We start from the raw sequence: 14,433 nt of genomic DNA on the forward strand, positions 1-14,433 counted from the left end.
GTCCACCGAGGAGTCCCATGAGCGAGTCCGACGAGCTCATCGCGGGGCGGTACCGGCTCCTGCGCCAGATCGGCTCCGGAGGCATGGGCGTCGTCTGGCTCGCCCACGACGAGCGGCTCGGCCGCGACGTGGCGGTCAAGCGCCTGCACGCCCCCTGGGGTGTCGACGCCGACGACGCCGAGCTGGCCTCGCGCCGAGCGATGCGCGAGGCCCGGATCACCGCCCGCCTCCACCACCCCCACGCCGTCCCGGTCTTCGACGTCGTCGAGCACGCGGGCAAGCCCTGCCTCGTCATGCAGCACTTCCCCTCCGTGAGCCTGGCCGAGCTGCTGTCCGCCGACGATCCCCTCGACGTCGCGGTCGTCGCCCGGATCGGCGGGGAGGTGGCGACGGCGCTCGCGGCGGCGCACGAGGCCGGGATCGTCCACCGCGACGTCAAGCCCGCGAACGTGCTCGTCGCCGCCGACGGCACCGCGAAGATCAGCGACTTCGGGATCGCCCACGCGCTCGGCGACGCGTCACTGACCTCGACGGGCCTGGTGAGCGGGACGCCCGCGTACATCGCGCCCGAGGTGGCGAGGGGGGAGCCGTCGACGCCGGCGTCCGACGTGTTCTCGCTGGGCTCGACGCTGTACACCGTGCTCGAGGGCCAGGGCCCGTTCGGGCACCACGACAACCCGATGGCGATGCTGCACCGGGTCGCCGCGGGCGAGGTCACACCGCCGCAGCGGTCGGGCGAGCTCTCCTCCCTGCTGCTCGCGATGCTCGCGCCGAACCAGCACGACCGGCCCACGATGACCGAGGTCGCCGAGCGCCTCCTGCCGCTGGGTGGTCCCGTCGCGGGCGCGCCCCCGGTCGTCGCGGCGACGTCCTCGCTGCCCCCGGTGGCGCCCGACGGCGCCGTGCCCGAGGGCGAGGACCTCCTGTGGGCCTTCCGGGACCGCGACCACCCGGCGGGGCCGGCGGCCACCCCCGGACCCGACCCGACCGGGACGCAGCCGGTGGGGGAGCGGCGTCGTCGGCCCGCGATCGTGCTGCTCGCCCTCGCCGCCGTCGTGGCCGGCGTCGTCGTGGGGATGCTGGCGCTGCGCGACGAGGACGCCGTGACGGCTTCGCCAACCCGGTCCGCGAGCGCCCCGGCCCCGAGCTCCGCACCCGCGACGAGCGCACCCTCGAGCCCACCCGTGACGACGAGCGCGGCGCCCCCGACGACCGCTCCGCCGACGACGGCCCCGCCGACCCCCACCCCGTCGCCCACGCGGCCCGCCACCGGTGGGGCGCCCACCGCTGCGCAGCTCGGTGGGGCGGTGACGTCCTACTACGCCCTGCTGCCGGACGACCTCGACGCCGGCTGGGCACGCCTGTCCGAGCGCTACCAGCGCACGACGGCGTCCAGCCGCTCCGCCTACGGGCGGTTCTGGGGAGAGGTCGACCGGGTGGGTGTGTCCGACGTCGACGCCACCACCCCCGACCGGGTCACGGCCACCCTCCGGTACGAGTACGCCGACGGCAGGGTGTTCGTCGAGCGCACCTCCTACCGGCTCGTCCGGGAGGACGGGGTGCTCAAGATCGACCGGTCCTCGGTCCTGCGCAGCACGCAGGAGTGAGTCCGGGCCCGCGCCCGTGCGGTGCGCCGCCCGACGCGCCACGCGGCCGCGGGTGCGCGCTCGCCACGGTCGCCGGGTGTACAAGCCACGATTTGGAGGGGCACCGCGTCCTCTGGCACACTGTTCAGGTTGCTTGGCGTGCGCAGGACCCTCACGGGATCGGCGCCCACCGCGACGAGGACTCGAACCGTCACGGCGGGGCGACTCGGTTCGCGAAGTGCCAGGCCCCGGTCCCACCTGGGACACCCGATCCTCCGGTCGACCTGCGGGAAACCGCGTCGCCGGACTGCGGAGAATGGGCGACACGCCCGACCGCGGGGGTCGGAGGTCCCACCCGGGACCGGCACAGACAGATGGACGGCGAGAGAGAGACGGAACGTCAGATGGCGGGACAGAAGATCCGCATCCGCTTGAAGTCGTATGACCACGAGGTCATCGACAGCTCGGCGCGCAAGATCGTGGACACGGTCACCCGTGCCGGCGCGACCGTGGTCGGCCCCGTGCCGCTGCCGACGGAGAAGAACGTGTTCTGCGTCATCCGGTCGCCCCACAAGTACAAGGACAGCCGCGAGCACTTCGAGATGCGCACCCACAAGCGCCTCATCGACATCATCGACCCGACGCCGAAGGCCGTCGACTCGCTGATGCGTCTCGACCTCCCGGCTGACGTCAACATCGAGATCAAGCTCTGAGGCTGACGACATGACCACCATTGCCACCAAGACCCAGAAGGGCCTGCTGGGCACCAAGCTCGGCATGACCCAGGTGTGGGACGAGACGAACCGTCTCGTGCCCGTCACCGTGATCCAGGCTGGCCCGAACGTCGTGACCCAGGTCCGCGACGCCGACACCGACGGCTACGCCGCGGTGCAGCTCGGCTACGGCGCGATCGACCCGCGCAAGGTCACCAAGCCGCTCACCGGCCACTTCGACAAGGCCGGCGTCACGCCGCGCCGCTTCGTCGTCGAGGTCCGCACGGCCGACGCCGCCGACTACACCGTCGGCCAGGAGCTCGGCCCCGACACCTTCGAGGTCGGCCAGAGCGTCGACATCACGGGCCGGACCAAGGGCAAGGGCTTCGCCGGCGTCATGAAGCGTCACGGCTTCAAGGGCGTCTCGGCCTCCCACGGCTCGCACCGCAACCACCGCAAGCCCGGGTCGATCGGCGGGGCCTCCACGCCCGGCCGCGTCTTCAAGGGCATGCGCATGGCCGGCCGCATGGGCGGCGTGCGCCAGACCACCCAGAACCTCACGATCCACGCCGTGGACGCCGAGAAGGGCCTGCTGCTCGTCAAGGGTGCCGTTCCCGGCCCCCGCGGCGCGGTCGTCCTCGTGCGCACGGCCGCGAAGGGGGCGTGACCCGCATGGCCACCAAGACCCTGAAGGTCGAGCTCCCCGCGGAGATCTTCGACGTCCAGACCAACGTCCCGCTGATCCACCAGGTCGTCGTCGGCCAGCTCGCGGCCGCCCGCCAGGGCACGCACTCGACGAAGACCCGTGGCGAGGTCCGCGGTGGCGGTCGCAAGCCGTACCGCCAGAAGGGCACCGGCCGCGCCCGTCAGGGCTCGACCCGTGCGCCGCAGTTCGCCGGCGGTGGCGTCGTCCACGGCCCGCAGCCGCGTGACTACGCCCAGCGCACCCCCAAGAAGATGAAGGCCGCCGCCCTGCGCGGTGCCCTCTCCGACCGGGCGCGCCACGACCGCGTGCACGTCGTCGAGTCGCTCGTCACCGGCGAGCTCCCCTCGGCCAAGGACGCGAAGGCGCTGCTGGCCGGGCTCTCCGAGCGCCGCAACGTGCTCGTCGTCCTCGACCGCACCGACATCGTGTCGCTGAAGTCGGTCCGCAACCTCGCGGACGTCCACGTCCTGGCCGTCGACCAGCTCAACACGTACGACGTGCTGTGCGCCGACGACGTCGTCTTCACCAAGGCGGCCTTCGACACCTTCGTCGGTGGTGGGCAGGCCGTCGTCGCGACGACCCCCGTCGTCGTCGAGGACGAGGCCCCGGCCGCGAAGGCCACCACCAAGGCCCCGAAGGCGACCAAGGAGCCGAAGGCCACGAAGGCGGCCCCGGCCGCCGACGTCGCCCCCGAGGCCGACGCCGCCGAGGCCGTCGCGCTCCCGAAGGGCGCGGTCGCGCCCCTCGAGGACGGCGCGGCCCCCGAGGGCTACACCGTCAAGGGCAACGCGGACTCCGGCCTCTACCACGAGCCCGAGGGCCGCTGGTACGAGCAGACCGTCGCCGAGTTCTGGTTCAAGGACGCCAAGGCCGCCGAGAAGGCCGGCTTCACCAAGGCCGGCAGCAAGAAGAAGTCGGAGGACGACAAGTGAGCCAGGGCAAGAACCCCCGCGACATCCTGATCGCGCCGGTCGTGTCCGAGAAGTCCTACGGGCTCCTGGACGAGGGCAAGTACACCTTCATCGTCGACCCGCGTTCGAACAAGACCGAGATCAAGATCGCCGTCGAGAACATCTTCGGCGTCAAGGTCGACTCGGTGCACACCATGAACCGCAAGGGCAAGGCCCGTCGGACGCGGTTCGGCGTCGGGAAGCGCAAGGACACCAAGCGCGCGATCGTCACCCTCCGCGAGGGCTCGATCGACATCTTCGGCAGCGCCGGCGCCTGAGGAAGCTGAGGACTGGAACACCATGGGTATCCGCAAGTACAAGCCGACGACGCCTGGGCGTCGCGGGTCGAGCGTGGCCGACTTCGTCGAGGTCACCCGCTCCACCCCCGAGAAGTCCCTCGTCCGTCCGCTGACCAAGAGCGGTGGTCGCAACAACAACGGCCGCATCACGACCCGCCACATCGGTGGTGGACACAAGCGTGCGTACCGCGTCATCGACTTCCGTCGCCACGACAAGGACGGCATCCCGGCCAAGGTCGCTCACATCGAGTACGACCCCAACCGCACCGCCCGCATCGCGCTGCTGCACTACGCCGACGGCGAGAAGCGCTACATCCTGGCCCCCAAGGGCCTGGAGCAGGGCATGCCGATCGAGAACGGCCCCGCGGCCGACATCAAGCCCGGCAACAGCCTGCCGCTGCGCAACATCCCGACCGGTACGGTCATCCACGCCGTCGAGCTCAAGCCCGGTGGCGGTGCGAAGATCGCCCGCTCCGCCGGCGTACGCGTGCAGCTCGTCGCCAAGGACGGCCCCTACGCGCAGCTGCGCATGCCGTCCGGTGAGATCCGCAACGTCGACGTGCGCTGCCGCGCCACCGTCGGCGAGGTCGGCAACGCCGAGCAGTCGAACATCAACTGGGGCAAGGCCGGCCGCATGCGCTGGAAGGGCAAGCGCCCGACCGTCCGCGGTGTCGTCATGAACCCCGTCGACCACCCGCACGGTGGTGGTGAGGGTCGCACGTCCGGTGGACGCCACCCGGTGTCCCCGTGGGGCAAGCCCGAGGGCCGCACCCGCCGCCCCGGCAAGCCGAGCGACAAGCTCATCGTCCGTCGTCGCCGTACTGGCAAGAAGCGCTGATAAGGAGCCTTTGGAATGCCTCGTAGCCTGAAGAAGGGCCCCTTCATCGACGACCACCTGCAGAAGAAGGTGGATGTCCAGAACGAAGCGGGCACCAAGAACGTCATCAAGACCTGGTCGCGCCGGTCGGTCATCTCGCCCGACATGCTCGGTCACACCCTCGCCGTCCACGACGGCCGCAAGCACGTCCCGGTGTTCGTCACCGAGTCGATGGTCGGCCACAAGCTCGGCGAGTTCGCACCGACGCGCACCTTCAAGGGGCACGTCAAGGACGACAAGAAGGGGCGTCGTCGCTGATGGCCACCGAGAACACCACCATCGAGGCGCGGGCGGTCGCCCGCCACGTCCGGGTGACGCCGCAGAAGGCGCGCCGGGTCGTCGACCTCATCCGCGGCAAGAACGCCACCGACGCCGTGTCGGTCCTCAAGTTCGCGCCGCAGGGTGCGGCCGAGCCGGTCCGCAAGGTCCTCGAGTCCGCGATCGCCAACGCGCGGGTCAAGGCCGACCAGCTCGCCGAGCGCTTCGACGAGCGCGAGCTCGTCGTCTCGACGGCCACGGTCGACGAGGGCCCCACCATGAAGCGTTTCCGTCCGCGGGCCCAGGGCCGCGCCGGTCGGATCAACAAGCGCACGAGCCACATCACCGTGGTCGTCGCCCCCAAGCCCACCACCCAGAACGGAGGCACTCGCTGATGGGCCAGAAGGTCAACCCGCACGGCTTCCGTCTCGGGATCACGACGGAGCACAAGAGCCGCTGGTTCGCGGACTCCACCAAGGAGGGCCAGCGCTACCGCGACTACGTCAAGGAGGACGTGGCGATCCGCAAGCTCATGTCCGAGGGCATGGACCGCGCCGGCATCGCCCGCGTCGACATCGAGCGCACCCGTGACCGGGTCCGCGTCGACATCCACACCGCGCGTCCGGGCATCGTCATCGGTCGCCGTGGCGCCGAGGCCGACCGCATCCGCGGCGAGCTCGAGAAGCTCACGGGCAAGCAGGTGCAGCTGAACATCCTCGAGGTCAAGAACCCCGAGCAGGAGTCGCAGCTCGTCGCCCAGGGCATCGCCGAGCAGCTGAGCGCGCGTGTCTCCTTCCGTCGCGCGATGCGCAAGGGCATGCAGTCCGCCACCCGCGCCGGCGCCAAGGGCATCCGTGTCCAGGTCTCCGGTCGCCTCGGCGGCGCCGAGATGAGCCGTACCGAGTTCTACCGCGAGGGTCGCGTGCCGCTGCACACCCTGCGCGCGCAGATCGACTACGGCTTCTACGAGGCCAAGACCACCTTCGGCCGCATCGGCGTCAAGGTGTGGATCTACAAGGGCGACATGACCGCGCGCGAGCTCGCGGCCCAGCAGGCCACCGCGCCGCGCCAGGGTCGTGGACCGCGTCGCGACGGCCCCGACCGTCCGGCTCGCGCTCGTCGCAGCGACGCCCCGGCCCCCGCGGCCGAGGTCCCTGCTGCCACCGAGGCGCCGGCCGCTGCCAGCACCGAGGAGTCCTGACCATGCTGATTCCCCGTCGAGTCAAGCACCGCAAGCAGCACCACCCGGGTCGCTCGGGCGCTGCCAAGGGCGGTACGGCCATCGCGTTCGGCGACTACGGCATCCAGGCTCTCGAGCCCGCCTACGTCACGAACCGTCAGATCGAGTCCGCTCGTATCGCGATGACCCGCTACATCAAGCGTGGCGGAAAGGTCTGGATCAACATCTACCCGGACCGTCCGCTCACCAAGAAGCCGGCCGAGACCCGCATGGGCTCCGGTAAGGGTTCGCCCGAGTGGTGGATCGCCAACGTCAAGCCGGGTCGTGTCATGTTCGAGCTCTCCGGTGTCCCGGAGGACGTCGCACGCGAGGCCATGCGCCTCGCGATGCACAAGCTGCCGATGAAGTGCCGCTTCGTCCGGCGTGAGGGTGGTGACTTCTGATGGCCATCGGATCCAAGGACCTGGTCTCCAAGGAGCTGCGGGGTCTCGACGACGAGCGTCTCGTCGACGAGCTGCGCAAGGCGAAGGAGGAGCTGTTCAACCTCCGCTTCCAGTCGGCCACCGGCCAGCTGGACAACCACGGACGGCTGCGTGCCGTCCGCAAGGACATCGCCCGCATCTACACCGAGATGCGCGAGCGCGAGCTCGGCATCGGCGTGAAGGGTGAGACCACGTGAGCAAGACTGCGAAGGATGAGAACGTGACCGTGACCCAGACCGTCGCGCGCAACGACCGCAAGACCCTCCAGGGGTACGTGGTCAGCGACAAGATGGACAAGACCGTGGTCGTCGAGGTCGAGGACCGCGTCAAGCACGCGCTCTACGGCAAGGTCATGCGCCGCACGACCAAGGTCAAGGCGCACGACGAGGCCAACTCCGCCGGTGTCGGCGACCGCGTCCTCATCATGGAGACCCGCCCGCTCAGCGCCACCAAGCGCTGGCGCCTGGTGGAGATCCTCGAGAAGGCCAAGTAAGCCCCAGTTCGGCCAGGCTCCGCCCCGCGGCGGAGAACCAGCACGACGTATAGGAGACAGATAAGTGATCCAGCAGGAGTCGCGAGTTCGCGTCGCCGACAACACCGGTGCCAAGGAGATCTTGTGCATCCGTGTTCTCGGCGGCTCGGGTCGCCGGTATGCCGGCATCGGCGACACCATCGTCGCCACCGTCAAGGACGCGATCCCCGGCGGCAACGTCAAGAAGGGCGACGTCGTCAAGGCGGTCATCGTCCGCACCAAGAAGGAGCGCCGTCGCGCTGACGGTTCCTACATCAAGTTCGACGAGAACGCCGCCGTCATCCTCAAGAACGACGGCGACCCGCGTGGGACCCGCATCTTCGGCCCCGTCGGCCGCGAGCTGCGCGAGAAGCGCTTCATGAAGATCATCAGCCTTGCCCCGGAGGTGCTCTGAGCCATGGCGTCGATGAAGATCAAGAAGGGTGACACCGTCCAGGTGCTCACCGGCAAGGACAAGGGCCAGACCGGCAAGGTCATCTCGGTGAACCGCGAGACCGGCCGCGTCACGGTCGAGGGCGTCAACCGGGTCACCCGGCACACCAAGGCCGGCCAGTCGTCCCGGGGCAGCCGCACCGGTGGCCTCGTCGTCCAGGAGGCGCCGATCCACGTGAGCAACGTGGCCGTCGTCGACCCGTCCGACAACAAGCCCACCCGGATCAAGACCCGCGTCGAGACCGTCGAGCGTGACGGGCGCCAGAAGGCGACCCGCGTCCGCGTCGGCACCCGCTCGGGCAAGGACCTGTGAGAGAGATGGCTGAGACCGCAACCACGCCGCGCCTGAAGGCGCGCTACCACGACGAGATCAAGGGCTCCCTGTTCGAGCAGTTCGGCTACGCGAACGTCATGCAGGTCCCCGGTGTCGTCAAGGTCGTCGTCAACATGGGTGTCGGTGACGCCGCGAAGGACAGCAAGCTCATCGAGGGTGCTGTCCGCGACCTCACCGCCATCACCGGCCAGAAGCCGGTGGTCACCAAGGCCCGCAAGTCGATCGCCCAGTTCAAGCTGCGTGAGGGCATGCCCATCGGCACGCACACCACGCTGCGCGGCGACCGCATGTGGGAGTTCCTCGACCGCCTCGTCAGCACCGCGCTCCCGCGCATCCGTGACTTCCGCGGCCTGTCGCCGAAGCAGTTCGACGGCCGGGGCAACTACACGTTCGGTCTCACCGAGCAGTCGATGTTCCACGAGATCGACCAGGACAAGATCGACCGCGTCCGCGGCATGGACATCACGGTCGTCACGACCGCGACGAACGACGACGAGGGGCGCGCGCTGCTCAAGGCGCTCGGCTTCCCGTTCAAGGAGAACTGAGCAATGGCCAAGACTGCCCTCGTCAACAAGGCGAACAAGAAGCCGAAGTTCGCGGTCCGCGGCTACACGCGCTGCCAGCGCTGCGGCCGTCCGCACTCGGTCTACCGCAAGTTCGGCCTGTGCCGGATCTGCCTGCGGGAGATGGCCCACCGCGGCGAGCTCCCCGGCGTGACCAAGTCCAGCTGGTGACTCGCGGGGACGACCGGCCACCAGGTCGCCGTCCCCACCCCGCCGCACTCCCGCGGCACCCCCACGAAACAGACCATCTACAGCGCAGGTCCGCCCGGCCCGTGAAGGGCCGGGAGGAAACCGTGCTGAGAGAGGGCGGAGAAGCCCAATGACCATGACCGACCCGATCGCGGACATGTTGACCCGCGTCCGCAACGCCAACTCGGCGCACAAGGACGCAGTCTCCATGCCGTTCTCGAAGCTCAAGAGCCACATCGCCGAGATCCTCGAGGCCGAGGGCTACATCGCCGGCTGGGCCGTCGAGGACGCCGAGGTGGGCAAGACCCTCACGGTGAACCTCAAGTACGGGCCCAACCGCGAGCGCTCCATCGCCGGAGTGCGCCGCGTCTCCAAGCCCGGCCTGCGCGTGTACGCCAAGTCCACCAACCTGCCCAAGGTTCTCGGTGGCCTCGGTGTCGCGATCATCTCGACGTCCTCCGGCCTGCTGACCGATCGTCAGGCCGCCAACAAGGGTGTGGGTGGGGAAGTCCTCGCCTACATCTGGTAAGGGGTAGCTGCCATGTCCCGCATCGGACGTCTCCCCGTCAGCGTGCCCTCCGGCGTCGATGTCGCCATCGACGGCCAGACCGTGAAGGTCAAGGGCCCCAAGGGCGAGCTCAGCGTCGTCGTCGCCGAGCCGATCACGGTCGAGCAGGCCGACGGCTCGCTCGAGGTCAAGCGCCCGGACGACGCGCGCGGTTCGCGCTCGCTCCACGGCCTGACCCGCTCGCTCATCAACAACATGGTGCTCGGTGTCACCGAGGGCTACGAGAAGAAGCTCGAGATCCACGGCACCGGCTACCGCGTGCTGGCCAAGGGCTCCAACCTCGAGTTCGCCCTCGGCTACTCGCACTCCATCACCGTCGAGCCCCCCGCGGGGATCACCTTCGCGGTCGAGAACCAGACCCGGTTCTCGGTCCAGGGCATCGACAAGCAGCTCGTCGGCGAGGTCGCCGCGAACATCCGCAAGCTCCGCAAGCCCGACCCGTACAAGGGCAAGGGCGTCCGCTACGCGGGCGAGCAGATCCGCCGCAAGGTCGGAAAGGCTGGTAAGTAAGCCATGGCACTGATCGTCAAGCGCGCCAAGAGCAAGAGCGCCGCGCGCGGTCGTCGTCACTTCCGCGTGCGCAAGAACGTCACCGGTACCGCCGGGCGTCCGCGCCTGGTCGTGTCGCGCTCCGCGCGCCACGTCTTCGTCCAGGTCGTCGACGACACCGTCGGCAAGACGGTCGCGTCCGCCTCGACGATGGAGGCCGACGTGCGCACCATCGAGGGTGACAAGACCGCCAAGGCCAAGAAGGTCGGCGAGCTCGTCGCCGAGCGGGCCAAGGCTGCCGGCGTCGAGGCGGTCGTCTTCGACCGCGGCGGCAACAAGTACCACGGTCGCGTCGCCGCCATCGCGGACGGCGCACGGGAAGGCGGGCTGTCCCTGTGACCACCGCCAACCAGACCACCACTGTCGAGATGAGGAACATCTGATGCCCGGACCCCAGCGTCGAGGCACCGGCGGACCCGCCACCGCCGAGCGCGGCGACCGCCGTGGCGGCCAGGGCCGTGACGGAGACCGTCGCGGCCGTGACGGCCGCGAGCCCGAGAAGAGCCAGTACGTCGAGCGCGTGGTGACCATCAACCGCGTCGCCAAGGTCGTCAAGGGTGGCCGCCGCTTCAGCTTCACCGCGCTCGTCGTCGTCGGTGACGGCGACGGCACCGTCGGTGTCGGCTACGGCAAGGCCAAGGAGGTGCCCGCGGCGATCGCCAAGGGTGTCGAGGAGGCCAAGAAGGAGTTCTTCAAGGTCCCGCGCATCCAGGGCACCATCCCCCACCCCGTCCAGGGTGAGGCCGCCGCCGGTGTCGTCATGCTCCGCCCCGCCAGCCCCGGTACCGGTGTCATCGCCGGTGGTCCGGTCCGCGCGGTGCTCGAGTGCGCCGGCATCCACGACGTGCTGTCCAAGAGCCTCGGCTCGAGCAACGCGATCAACATCGTCCACGCGACGGTCGAGGCCCTCAAGGGTCTCGAGCGCCCCGAGGAGGTCGCGGCGCGCCGTGGCCTGCCCGTGGACCGGGTCGCCCCCGCCGCGATGCTGCGGGCCCAGGCCGCCGGCATCGCCGAGGCCAAGGCCGGTGCATGATGGCGCGACTGAAGGTGACCCAGACCCGTTCCGAGATCGGTGGCAAGCAGAACCAGCGTGACACGCTGCGCAGCCTCGGTCTGAAGCGCATCGGCGACGTCGTCGTCAAGGAGGACCGTCCCGAGATCCGCGGGATGGTCAAGACCGTGACCCACCTGGTCGCGGTCGAGGAGGTGGAGTGATCATGGCTGACACCACGAAGGCCGCGAAGGCGGCCGGCGAGGGTGCCGCGGCGCTGAAGGTGCACCACCTTCGCCCGGCTCCCGGTGCCAAGTCCCCCAAGATCCGCGTGGGTCGTGGTGAGGGTGGCAAGCGTGGCAAGACCGCCGGCCGCGGGACCAAGGGCACCAAGGCCCGGTACCAGGTCTCGGTGGGCTTCCAGGGCGGGACCACCCCGCTGCACATGCGGTTCCCGAAGCTGCGTGGCTTCAAGAACCCGTTCAAGACCGAGTACCAGGTCGTGAACCTCGACAAGCTGAACGCGCTCTACCCGCAGGGTGGGGACGTCTCGGTCGAGGACCTCGTGGCCAAGGGTGCGGTCCGCGACGGGCAGCTCGTCAAGGTGCTCGGCACCGGCGAGATCGCCGTGGCCGTCAACGTGACGGCCGACGCGTTCTCCGCGAGCGCCAAGCAGAAGATCGAGGCGGCGGGCGGCTCGGCGACGACCGCCTGACCCCTCTGTGTCGACCACACGCCGCAGGGTCGGGACCCGGGAGACCCCGGGAACCGACCCTGCGGCGTCACGTCGTTCCGCCCTCGGTACCGGCCATCCCGGCGCCGACGGGTATCTTGTGACGGTTCATTGACGACGCGGCCCCTACCCATCGGGCCGCACCCCCTGGAGGACCTGTGCTCACCGCATTCGGCCGCGCGTTCAAGACGCCCGACCTGCGCAGGAAGCTGCTGTTCACGCTCGCGATCATCGTGATCTACCGCCTCGGCGCGCACGTGCCGGCTCCCGGCGTGAGCTACCCGCTGGTCCAGCGCTGCATCGACGGCGCCGACAACAGCAACGGGCTCCTCGGGCTGGTGAACCTCTTCAGCGGCGGAGCACTGCTCCAGCTGTCGATCTTCGCGCTCGGGATCATGCCGTACATCACGGCGAGCATCATCGTCCAGCTGCTCACCGTGGTGATCCCACGGTTCGAGGCCCTCAAGAAGGAGGGCCAGGCCGGTCAGACGAAGATGACGCAGTACACGCGCTACCTCACCATCGGTCTCGCGGTGCTCCAGTCCTCGACGCTCATCACCTTCGCGCAGAACCCGCAGACGCTCTTCGGGAACCCCGCGTGCACGAACATCCTCATCAACGACTCCGTCGTCACGATCCTCATCATGGTCCTCACGATGACCGCCGGCACCGGCGTCATCATGTGGATGGGTGAGCTGGTCACCGACAAGGGCGTGGGCAACGGGATGTCGCTCATGATCTTCGTGTCGATCGCGGCCAGCTTCCCCGGCTCGCTGTGGGCCATCCAGCAGCGCTCGGGCTGGACGATCTTCCTCGGCATCATCCTCATGGGCTTCGTCGTCATCTCGCTCGTCGTCTTCGTCGAGCAGAGCCAGCGGCGCATCCCCGTGCAGTACGCCAAGCGGATGGTGGGGCGCAGGGTCTACGGCGGGACCTCCACCTACATCCCGCTCAAGGTCAACATGGCCGGTGTCATCCCGGTCATCTTCGCCAGCTCGCTCATCGCCCTGCCGACCCTCGTGGCGCAGTTCAACACCCGCCCCGACGGCAACAACGCGGGCTGGGTCGACTGGATCAACGCCCACCTCGTGCGGGGCGACCACCCGTACTACATGGCGCTGTACATCGGCCTCATCCTGTTCTTCACGTTCTTCTACGTGTCGATCACGTTCAACCCGACCGAGGTCGCCGACAACATGAAGAAGTACGGCGGCTTCATCCCAGGTATCCGCGCCGGGCGACCCACGGCCGAGTACCTCAACTACGTCCTGACCCGGATCACCGTGCCCGGCGCGATCTACCTCGCGCTGATCTCGCTCATCCCGCTCATCGCGCTGGTCCTCGTCGACGCGAACCAGAACTTCCCCTTCGGCGGCACCTCGATCCTCATCATCGTGGGTGTCGGCCTGGAGACGGTCAAGCAGATCGAGGCGCAGCTGCAGCAGCGGCACTACGAAGGGTTCCTCCGCTGATGCGACTCCTCATCCTCGGACCACCGGGTGCCGGCAAGGGCACCCAGGCGGCCCGGATCGCCGAGAACCTCGCGATCCCCGCCATCTCCACCGGTGACATCTTCCGCGCGAACATCAAGAACGAGACCGAGCTCGGACTCCAGGTCAAGGAGATCCTCGCCTCGGGCGGCTACGTCAGCGACGAGGTCACCAACGCCATCGTCCAGGACCGGCTCGCGCAGGACGACTGCGCCGGCGGCTTCCTCCTCGACGGCTACCCGCGCACCCTCGCCCAGGTCGACGCCCTCGACGCGATGCTCGACGGCACCCCGCTCGACCACGTCCTCGAGCTGACCGTCGACGAGGACGCCGTCGTCGGCCGCCTGCTCAAGCGGGCCGAGACCGACGGCCGGTCCGACGACACCGAGGAGGTCATCCGGGAGCGGATGGCCATCTACCACCGCGAGACCAAGCCGCTGTCGGACACCTACCGGGAGCGCGGCCTCCTCGTCGAGGTCGACGGCCTCGGCGAGGTCGACGAGGTGACGGCGCGCATCCTCGCCGCCCTCGCCTGAGCGCGCCTCGCACCCACCGGCAACGGCCCTCGTCGCAGCACGCGACGGGGGCCGTTCCGCATCCCGGCAGGGGGACGACGGGGCGGGGCCGCGCCCGGGGGAGCGGATTTGGAGCAGGTGCGGGTCGTCGTCTACTGTTCTCGACGTCAGCCCGCGAGGGCGGAACGGACGCCAAGCGACCGGGTTCTCACGAGCTCTCGGTCCCAAGCAGGCCGGGCCCCAGGTTGGCACCCACCGCCCGTTTTGGGGCCGGCCCACCAGGCTGGTAGAGTGGGGCACCCGCGAAGAACCAAGCGCGATCGAGCCGGACACCGTGAGAGCGGCACCGGATTTGACGCCCAAGTGTGGACGCGGGTACGTTCGTCCGGTTGCCTTCTGGGAAGCCGGAGGGACATCCAAGCGGTACAAGCCCCGACGATGCAGCTCGGAAACGAGCGGGTCGTTGGTGCGCGTCCGATCCTTGAG

23 protein-coding genes and 1 pseudogene are annotated in these 14,433 nt (G+C 69.5%); all 24 read left to right on the forward strand.

Annotation, left to right across the window (positions count from 1 at the left end):
* The first annotated feature begins 17 nt into the window (after positions 1-17).
* On the forward strand, positions 18-1,607 hold the full coding sequence (locus ACFWN3_RS14235) for a protein kinase (protein WP_377640638.1): 1,590 nt from the start codon (positions 18-20) through the stop codon (positions 1,605-1,607).
* 383 nt (positions 1,608-1,990) lie between these two features.
* Positions 1,991-2,299, forward strand: a complete 309-nt coding sequence (gene rpsJ / locus ACFWN3_RS14240) for a 30S ribosomal protein S10 (RefSeq protein ID WP_012867945.1) — start codon at positions 1,991-1,993, stop codon at positions 2,297-2,299.
* A gap of 10 nt (positions 2,300-2,309) precedes the next feature.
* Positions 2,310-2,966, forward strand: a complete 657-nt coding sequence (gene rplC / locus ACFWN3_RS14245; protein WP_377640640.1) for a 50S ribosomal protein L3 — start codon at positions 2,310-2,312, stop codon at positions 2,964-2,966.
* 5 nt (positions 2,967-2,971) lie between these two features.
* Positions 2,972-3,937: a 50S ribosomal protein L4 gene (rplD, locus tag ACFWN3_RS14250; protein WP_377640642.1), complete on the forward strand. Its 966-nt coding sequence runs from the start codon at positions 2,972-2,974 to the stop codon at positions 3,935-3,937.
* A complete protein-coding gene (gene rplW, locus ACFWN3_RS14255) occupies positions 3,934-4,233 on the forward strand; it encodes a 50S ribosomal protein L23 (RefSeq protein WP_377640644.1) in 300 nt (99 codons plus the stop codon). Before rplD ends, rplW begins: the two co-directional genes overlap by 4 nt.
* 22 nt (positions 4,234-4,255) lie before the next feature.
* Complete coding sequence (rplB, locus tag ACFWN3_RS14260; RefSeq protein WP_377640646.1) at positions 4,256-5,092, forward strand: 50S ribosomal protein L2; 837 nt, start codon at positions 4,256-4,258, stop codon at positions 5,090-5,092.
* A 15-nt stretch (positions 5,093-5,107) separates the two neighbouring features.
* On the forward strand, positions 5,108-5,389 hold the full coding sequence (gene rpsS / locus ACFWN3_RS14265) for a 30S ribosomal protein S19 (RefSeq protein WP_009775961.1): 282 nt from the start codon (positions 5,108-5,110) through the stop codon (positions 5,387-5,389).
* Positions 5,389-5,784 carry a 50S ribosomal protein L22 gene (gene rplV, locus ACFWN3_RS14270; protein ID WP_377640648.1) on the forward strand — a complete coding sequence of 132 codons (396 nt, stop codon included), beginning with the start codon at positions 5,389-5,391 and terminating at the stop codon, positions 5,782-5,784. The genes rpsS and rplV overlap by 1 nt, the downstream gene beginning before the upstream one ends.
* The gene (gene rpsC / locus ACFWN3_RS14275; protein ID WP_377640650.1) at positions 5,784-6,590 is read left to right on the forward strand and encodes a 30S ribosomal protein S3; all 807 of its coding nucleotides are present in this window, start codon (positions 5,784-5,786) and stop codon (positions 6,588-6,590) included. The genes rplV and rpsC overlap by 1 nt, the downstream gene beginning before the upstream one ends.
* Before the next feature lie 2 nt (positions 6,591-6,592).
* Positions 6,593-7,012: a 50S ribosomal protein L16 gene (rplP, locus tag ACFWN3_RS14280; RefSeq protein WP_377640652.1), complete on the forward strand. Its 420-nt coding sequence runs from the start codon at positions 6,593-6,595 to the stop codon at positions 7,010-7,012.
* A pseudogene (gene rpmC / locus ACFWN3_RS14285) lies at positions 7,012-7,224 on the forward strand (50S ribosomal protein L29); the annotation flags it as partial. The gene rplP and the pseudogene rpmC, both read left to right, overlap by 1 nt.
* 20 nt (positions 7,225-7,244) lie before the next feature.
* Positions 7,245-7,544 (forward strand): 30S ribosomal protein S17, encoded by a 300-nt coding sequence (gene rpsQ / locus ACFWN3_RS14290; RefSeq protein ID WP_377640654.1) that lies wholly within the window; start codon positions 7,245-7,247, stop codon positions 7,542-7,544.
* A gap of 64 nt (positions 7,545-7,608) precedes the next feature.
* Positions 7,609-7,977 carry a 50S ribosomal protein L14 gene (gene rplN, locus ACFWN3_RS14295; protein ID WP_377640656.1) on the forward strand — a complete coding sequence of 123 codons (369 nt, stop codon included), beginning with the start codon at positions 7,609-7,611 and terminating at the stop codon, positions 7,975-7,977.
* Positions 7,978-7,980: 3 nt separating this feature from the next.
* Entirely contained in the window at positions 7,981-8,328 is a 348-nt protein-coding gene (gene rplX, locus ACFWN3_RS14300) for a 50S ribosomal protein L24 (RefSeq protein ID WP_377640658.1), read from the forward strand.
* A gap of 5 nt (positions 8,329-8,333) precedes the next feature.
* Positions 8,334-8,894, forward strand: a complete 561-nt coding sequence (rplE, locus tag ACFWN3_RS14305) for a 50S ribosomal protein L5 (RefSeq protein WP_377640660.1) — start codon at positions 8,334-8,336, stop codon at positions 8,892-8,894.
* 3 nt (positions 8,895-8,897) lie between these two features.
* Entirely contained in the window at positions 8,898-9,083 is a 186-nt protein-coding gene (locus tag ACFWN3_RS14310; RefSeq protein ID WP_145229691.1) for a type Z 30S ribosomal protein S14, read from the forward strand.
* A 148-nt stretch (positions 9,084-9,231) separates the two neighbouring features.
* A complete protein-coding gene (gene rpsH / locus ACFWN3_RS14315; RefSeq protein WP_377640662.1) occupies positions 9,232-9,630 on the forward strand; it encodes a 30S ribosomal protein S8 in 399 nt (132 codons plus the stop codon).
* 12 nt (positions 9,631-9,642) lie between these two features.
* Positions 9,643-10,179, forward strand: a complete 537-nt coding sequence (gene rplF / locus ACFWN3_RS14320; RefSeq protein WP_377640664.1) for a 50S ribosomal protein L6 — start codon at positions 9,643-9,645, stop codon at positions 10,177-10,179.
* A gap of 3 nt (positions 10,180-10,182) precedes the next feature.
* Positions 10,183-10,557, forward strand: coding sequence for a 50S ribosomal protein L18 (gene rplR, locus ACFWN3_RS14325; protein WP_377640666.1), 375 nt, complete (start codon positions 10,183-10,185; stop codon positions 10,555-10,557).
* A gap of 43 nt (positions 10,558-10,600) precedes the next feature.
* Entirely contained in the window at positions 10,601-11,251 is a 651-nt protein-coding gene (rpsE, locus tag ACFWN3_RS14330) for a 30S ribosomal protein S5 (RefSeq protein WP_377640668.1), read from the forward strand.
* Positions 11,251-11,433, forward strand: a complete 183-nt coding sequence (rpmD, locus tag ACFWN3_RS14335) for a 50S ribosomal protein L30 (RefSeq protein WP_035931789.1) — start codon at positions 11,251-11,253, stop codon at positions 11,431-11,433. Before rpsE ends, rpmD begins: the two co-directional genes overlap by 1 nt.
* A 2-nt stretch (positions 11,434-11,435) precedes the next feature.
* Positions 11,436-11,924 (forward strand): 50S ribosomal protein L15, encoded by a 489-nt coding sequence (gene rplO / locus ACFWN3_RS14340; RefSeq protein ID WP_377640670.1) that lies wholly within the window; start codon positions 11,436-11,438, stop codon positions 11,922-11,924.
* Between the two features lie 176 nt (positions 11,925-12,100).
* Complete coding sequence (gene secY, locus ACFWN3_RS14345; protein WP_377640672.1) at positions 12,101-13,414, forward strand: preprotein translocase subunit SecY; 1,314 nt, start codon at positions 12,101-12,103, stop codon at positions 13,412-13,414.
* The gene (locus ACFWN3_RS14350; RefSeq protein ID WP_377640674.1) at positions 13,414-13,968 is read left to right on the forward strand and encodes an adenylate kinase; all 555 of its coding nucleotides are present in this window, start codon (positions 13,414-13,416) and stop codon (positions 13,966-13,968) included. The genes secY and ACFWN3_RS14350 overlap by 1 nt, the downstream gene beginning before the upstream one ends.
* The last annotated feature ends 465 nt before the right edge of the window (positions 13,969-14,433 follow it).

Source organism: Oryzobacter terrae (assembly GCF_042756445.1).
GTDB classification, from domain to species: Bacteria; Actinomycetota; Actinomycetes; order Actinomycetales; family Dermatophilaceae; genus Oryzobacter; species Oryzobacter terrae.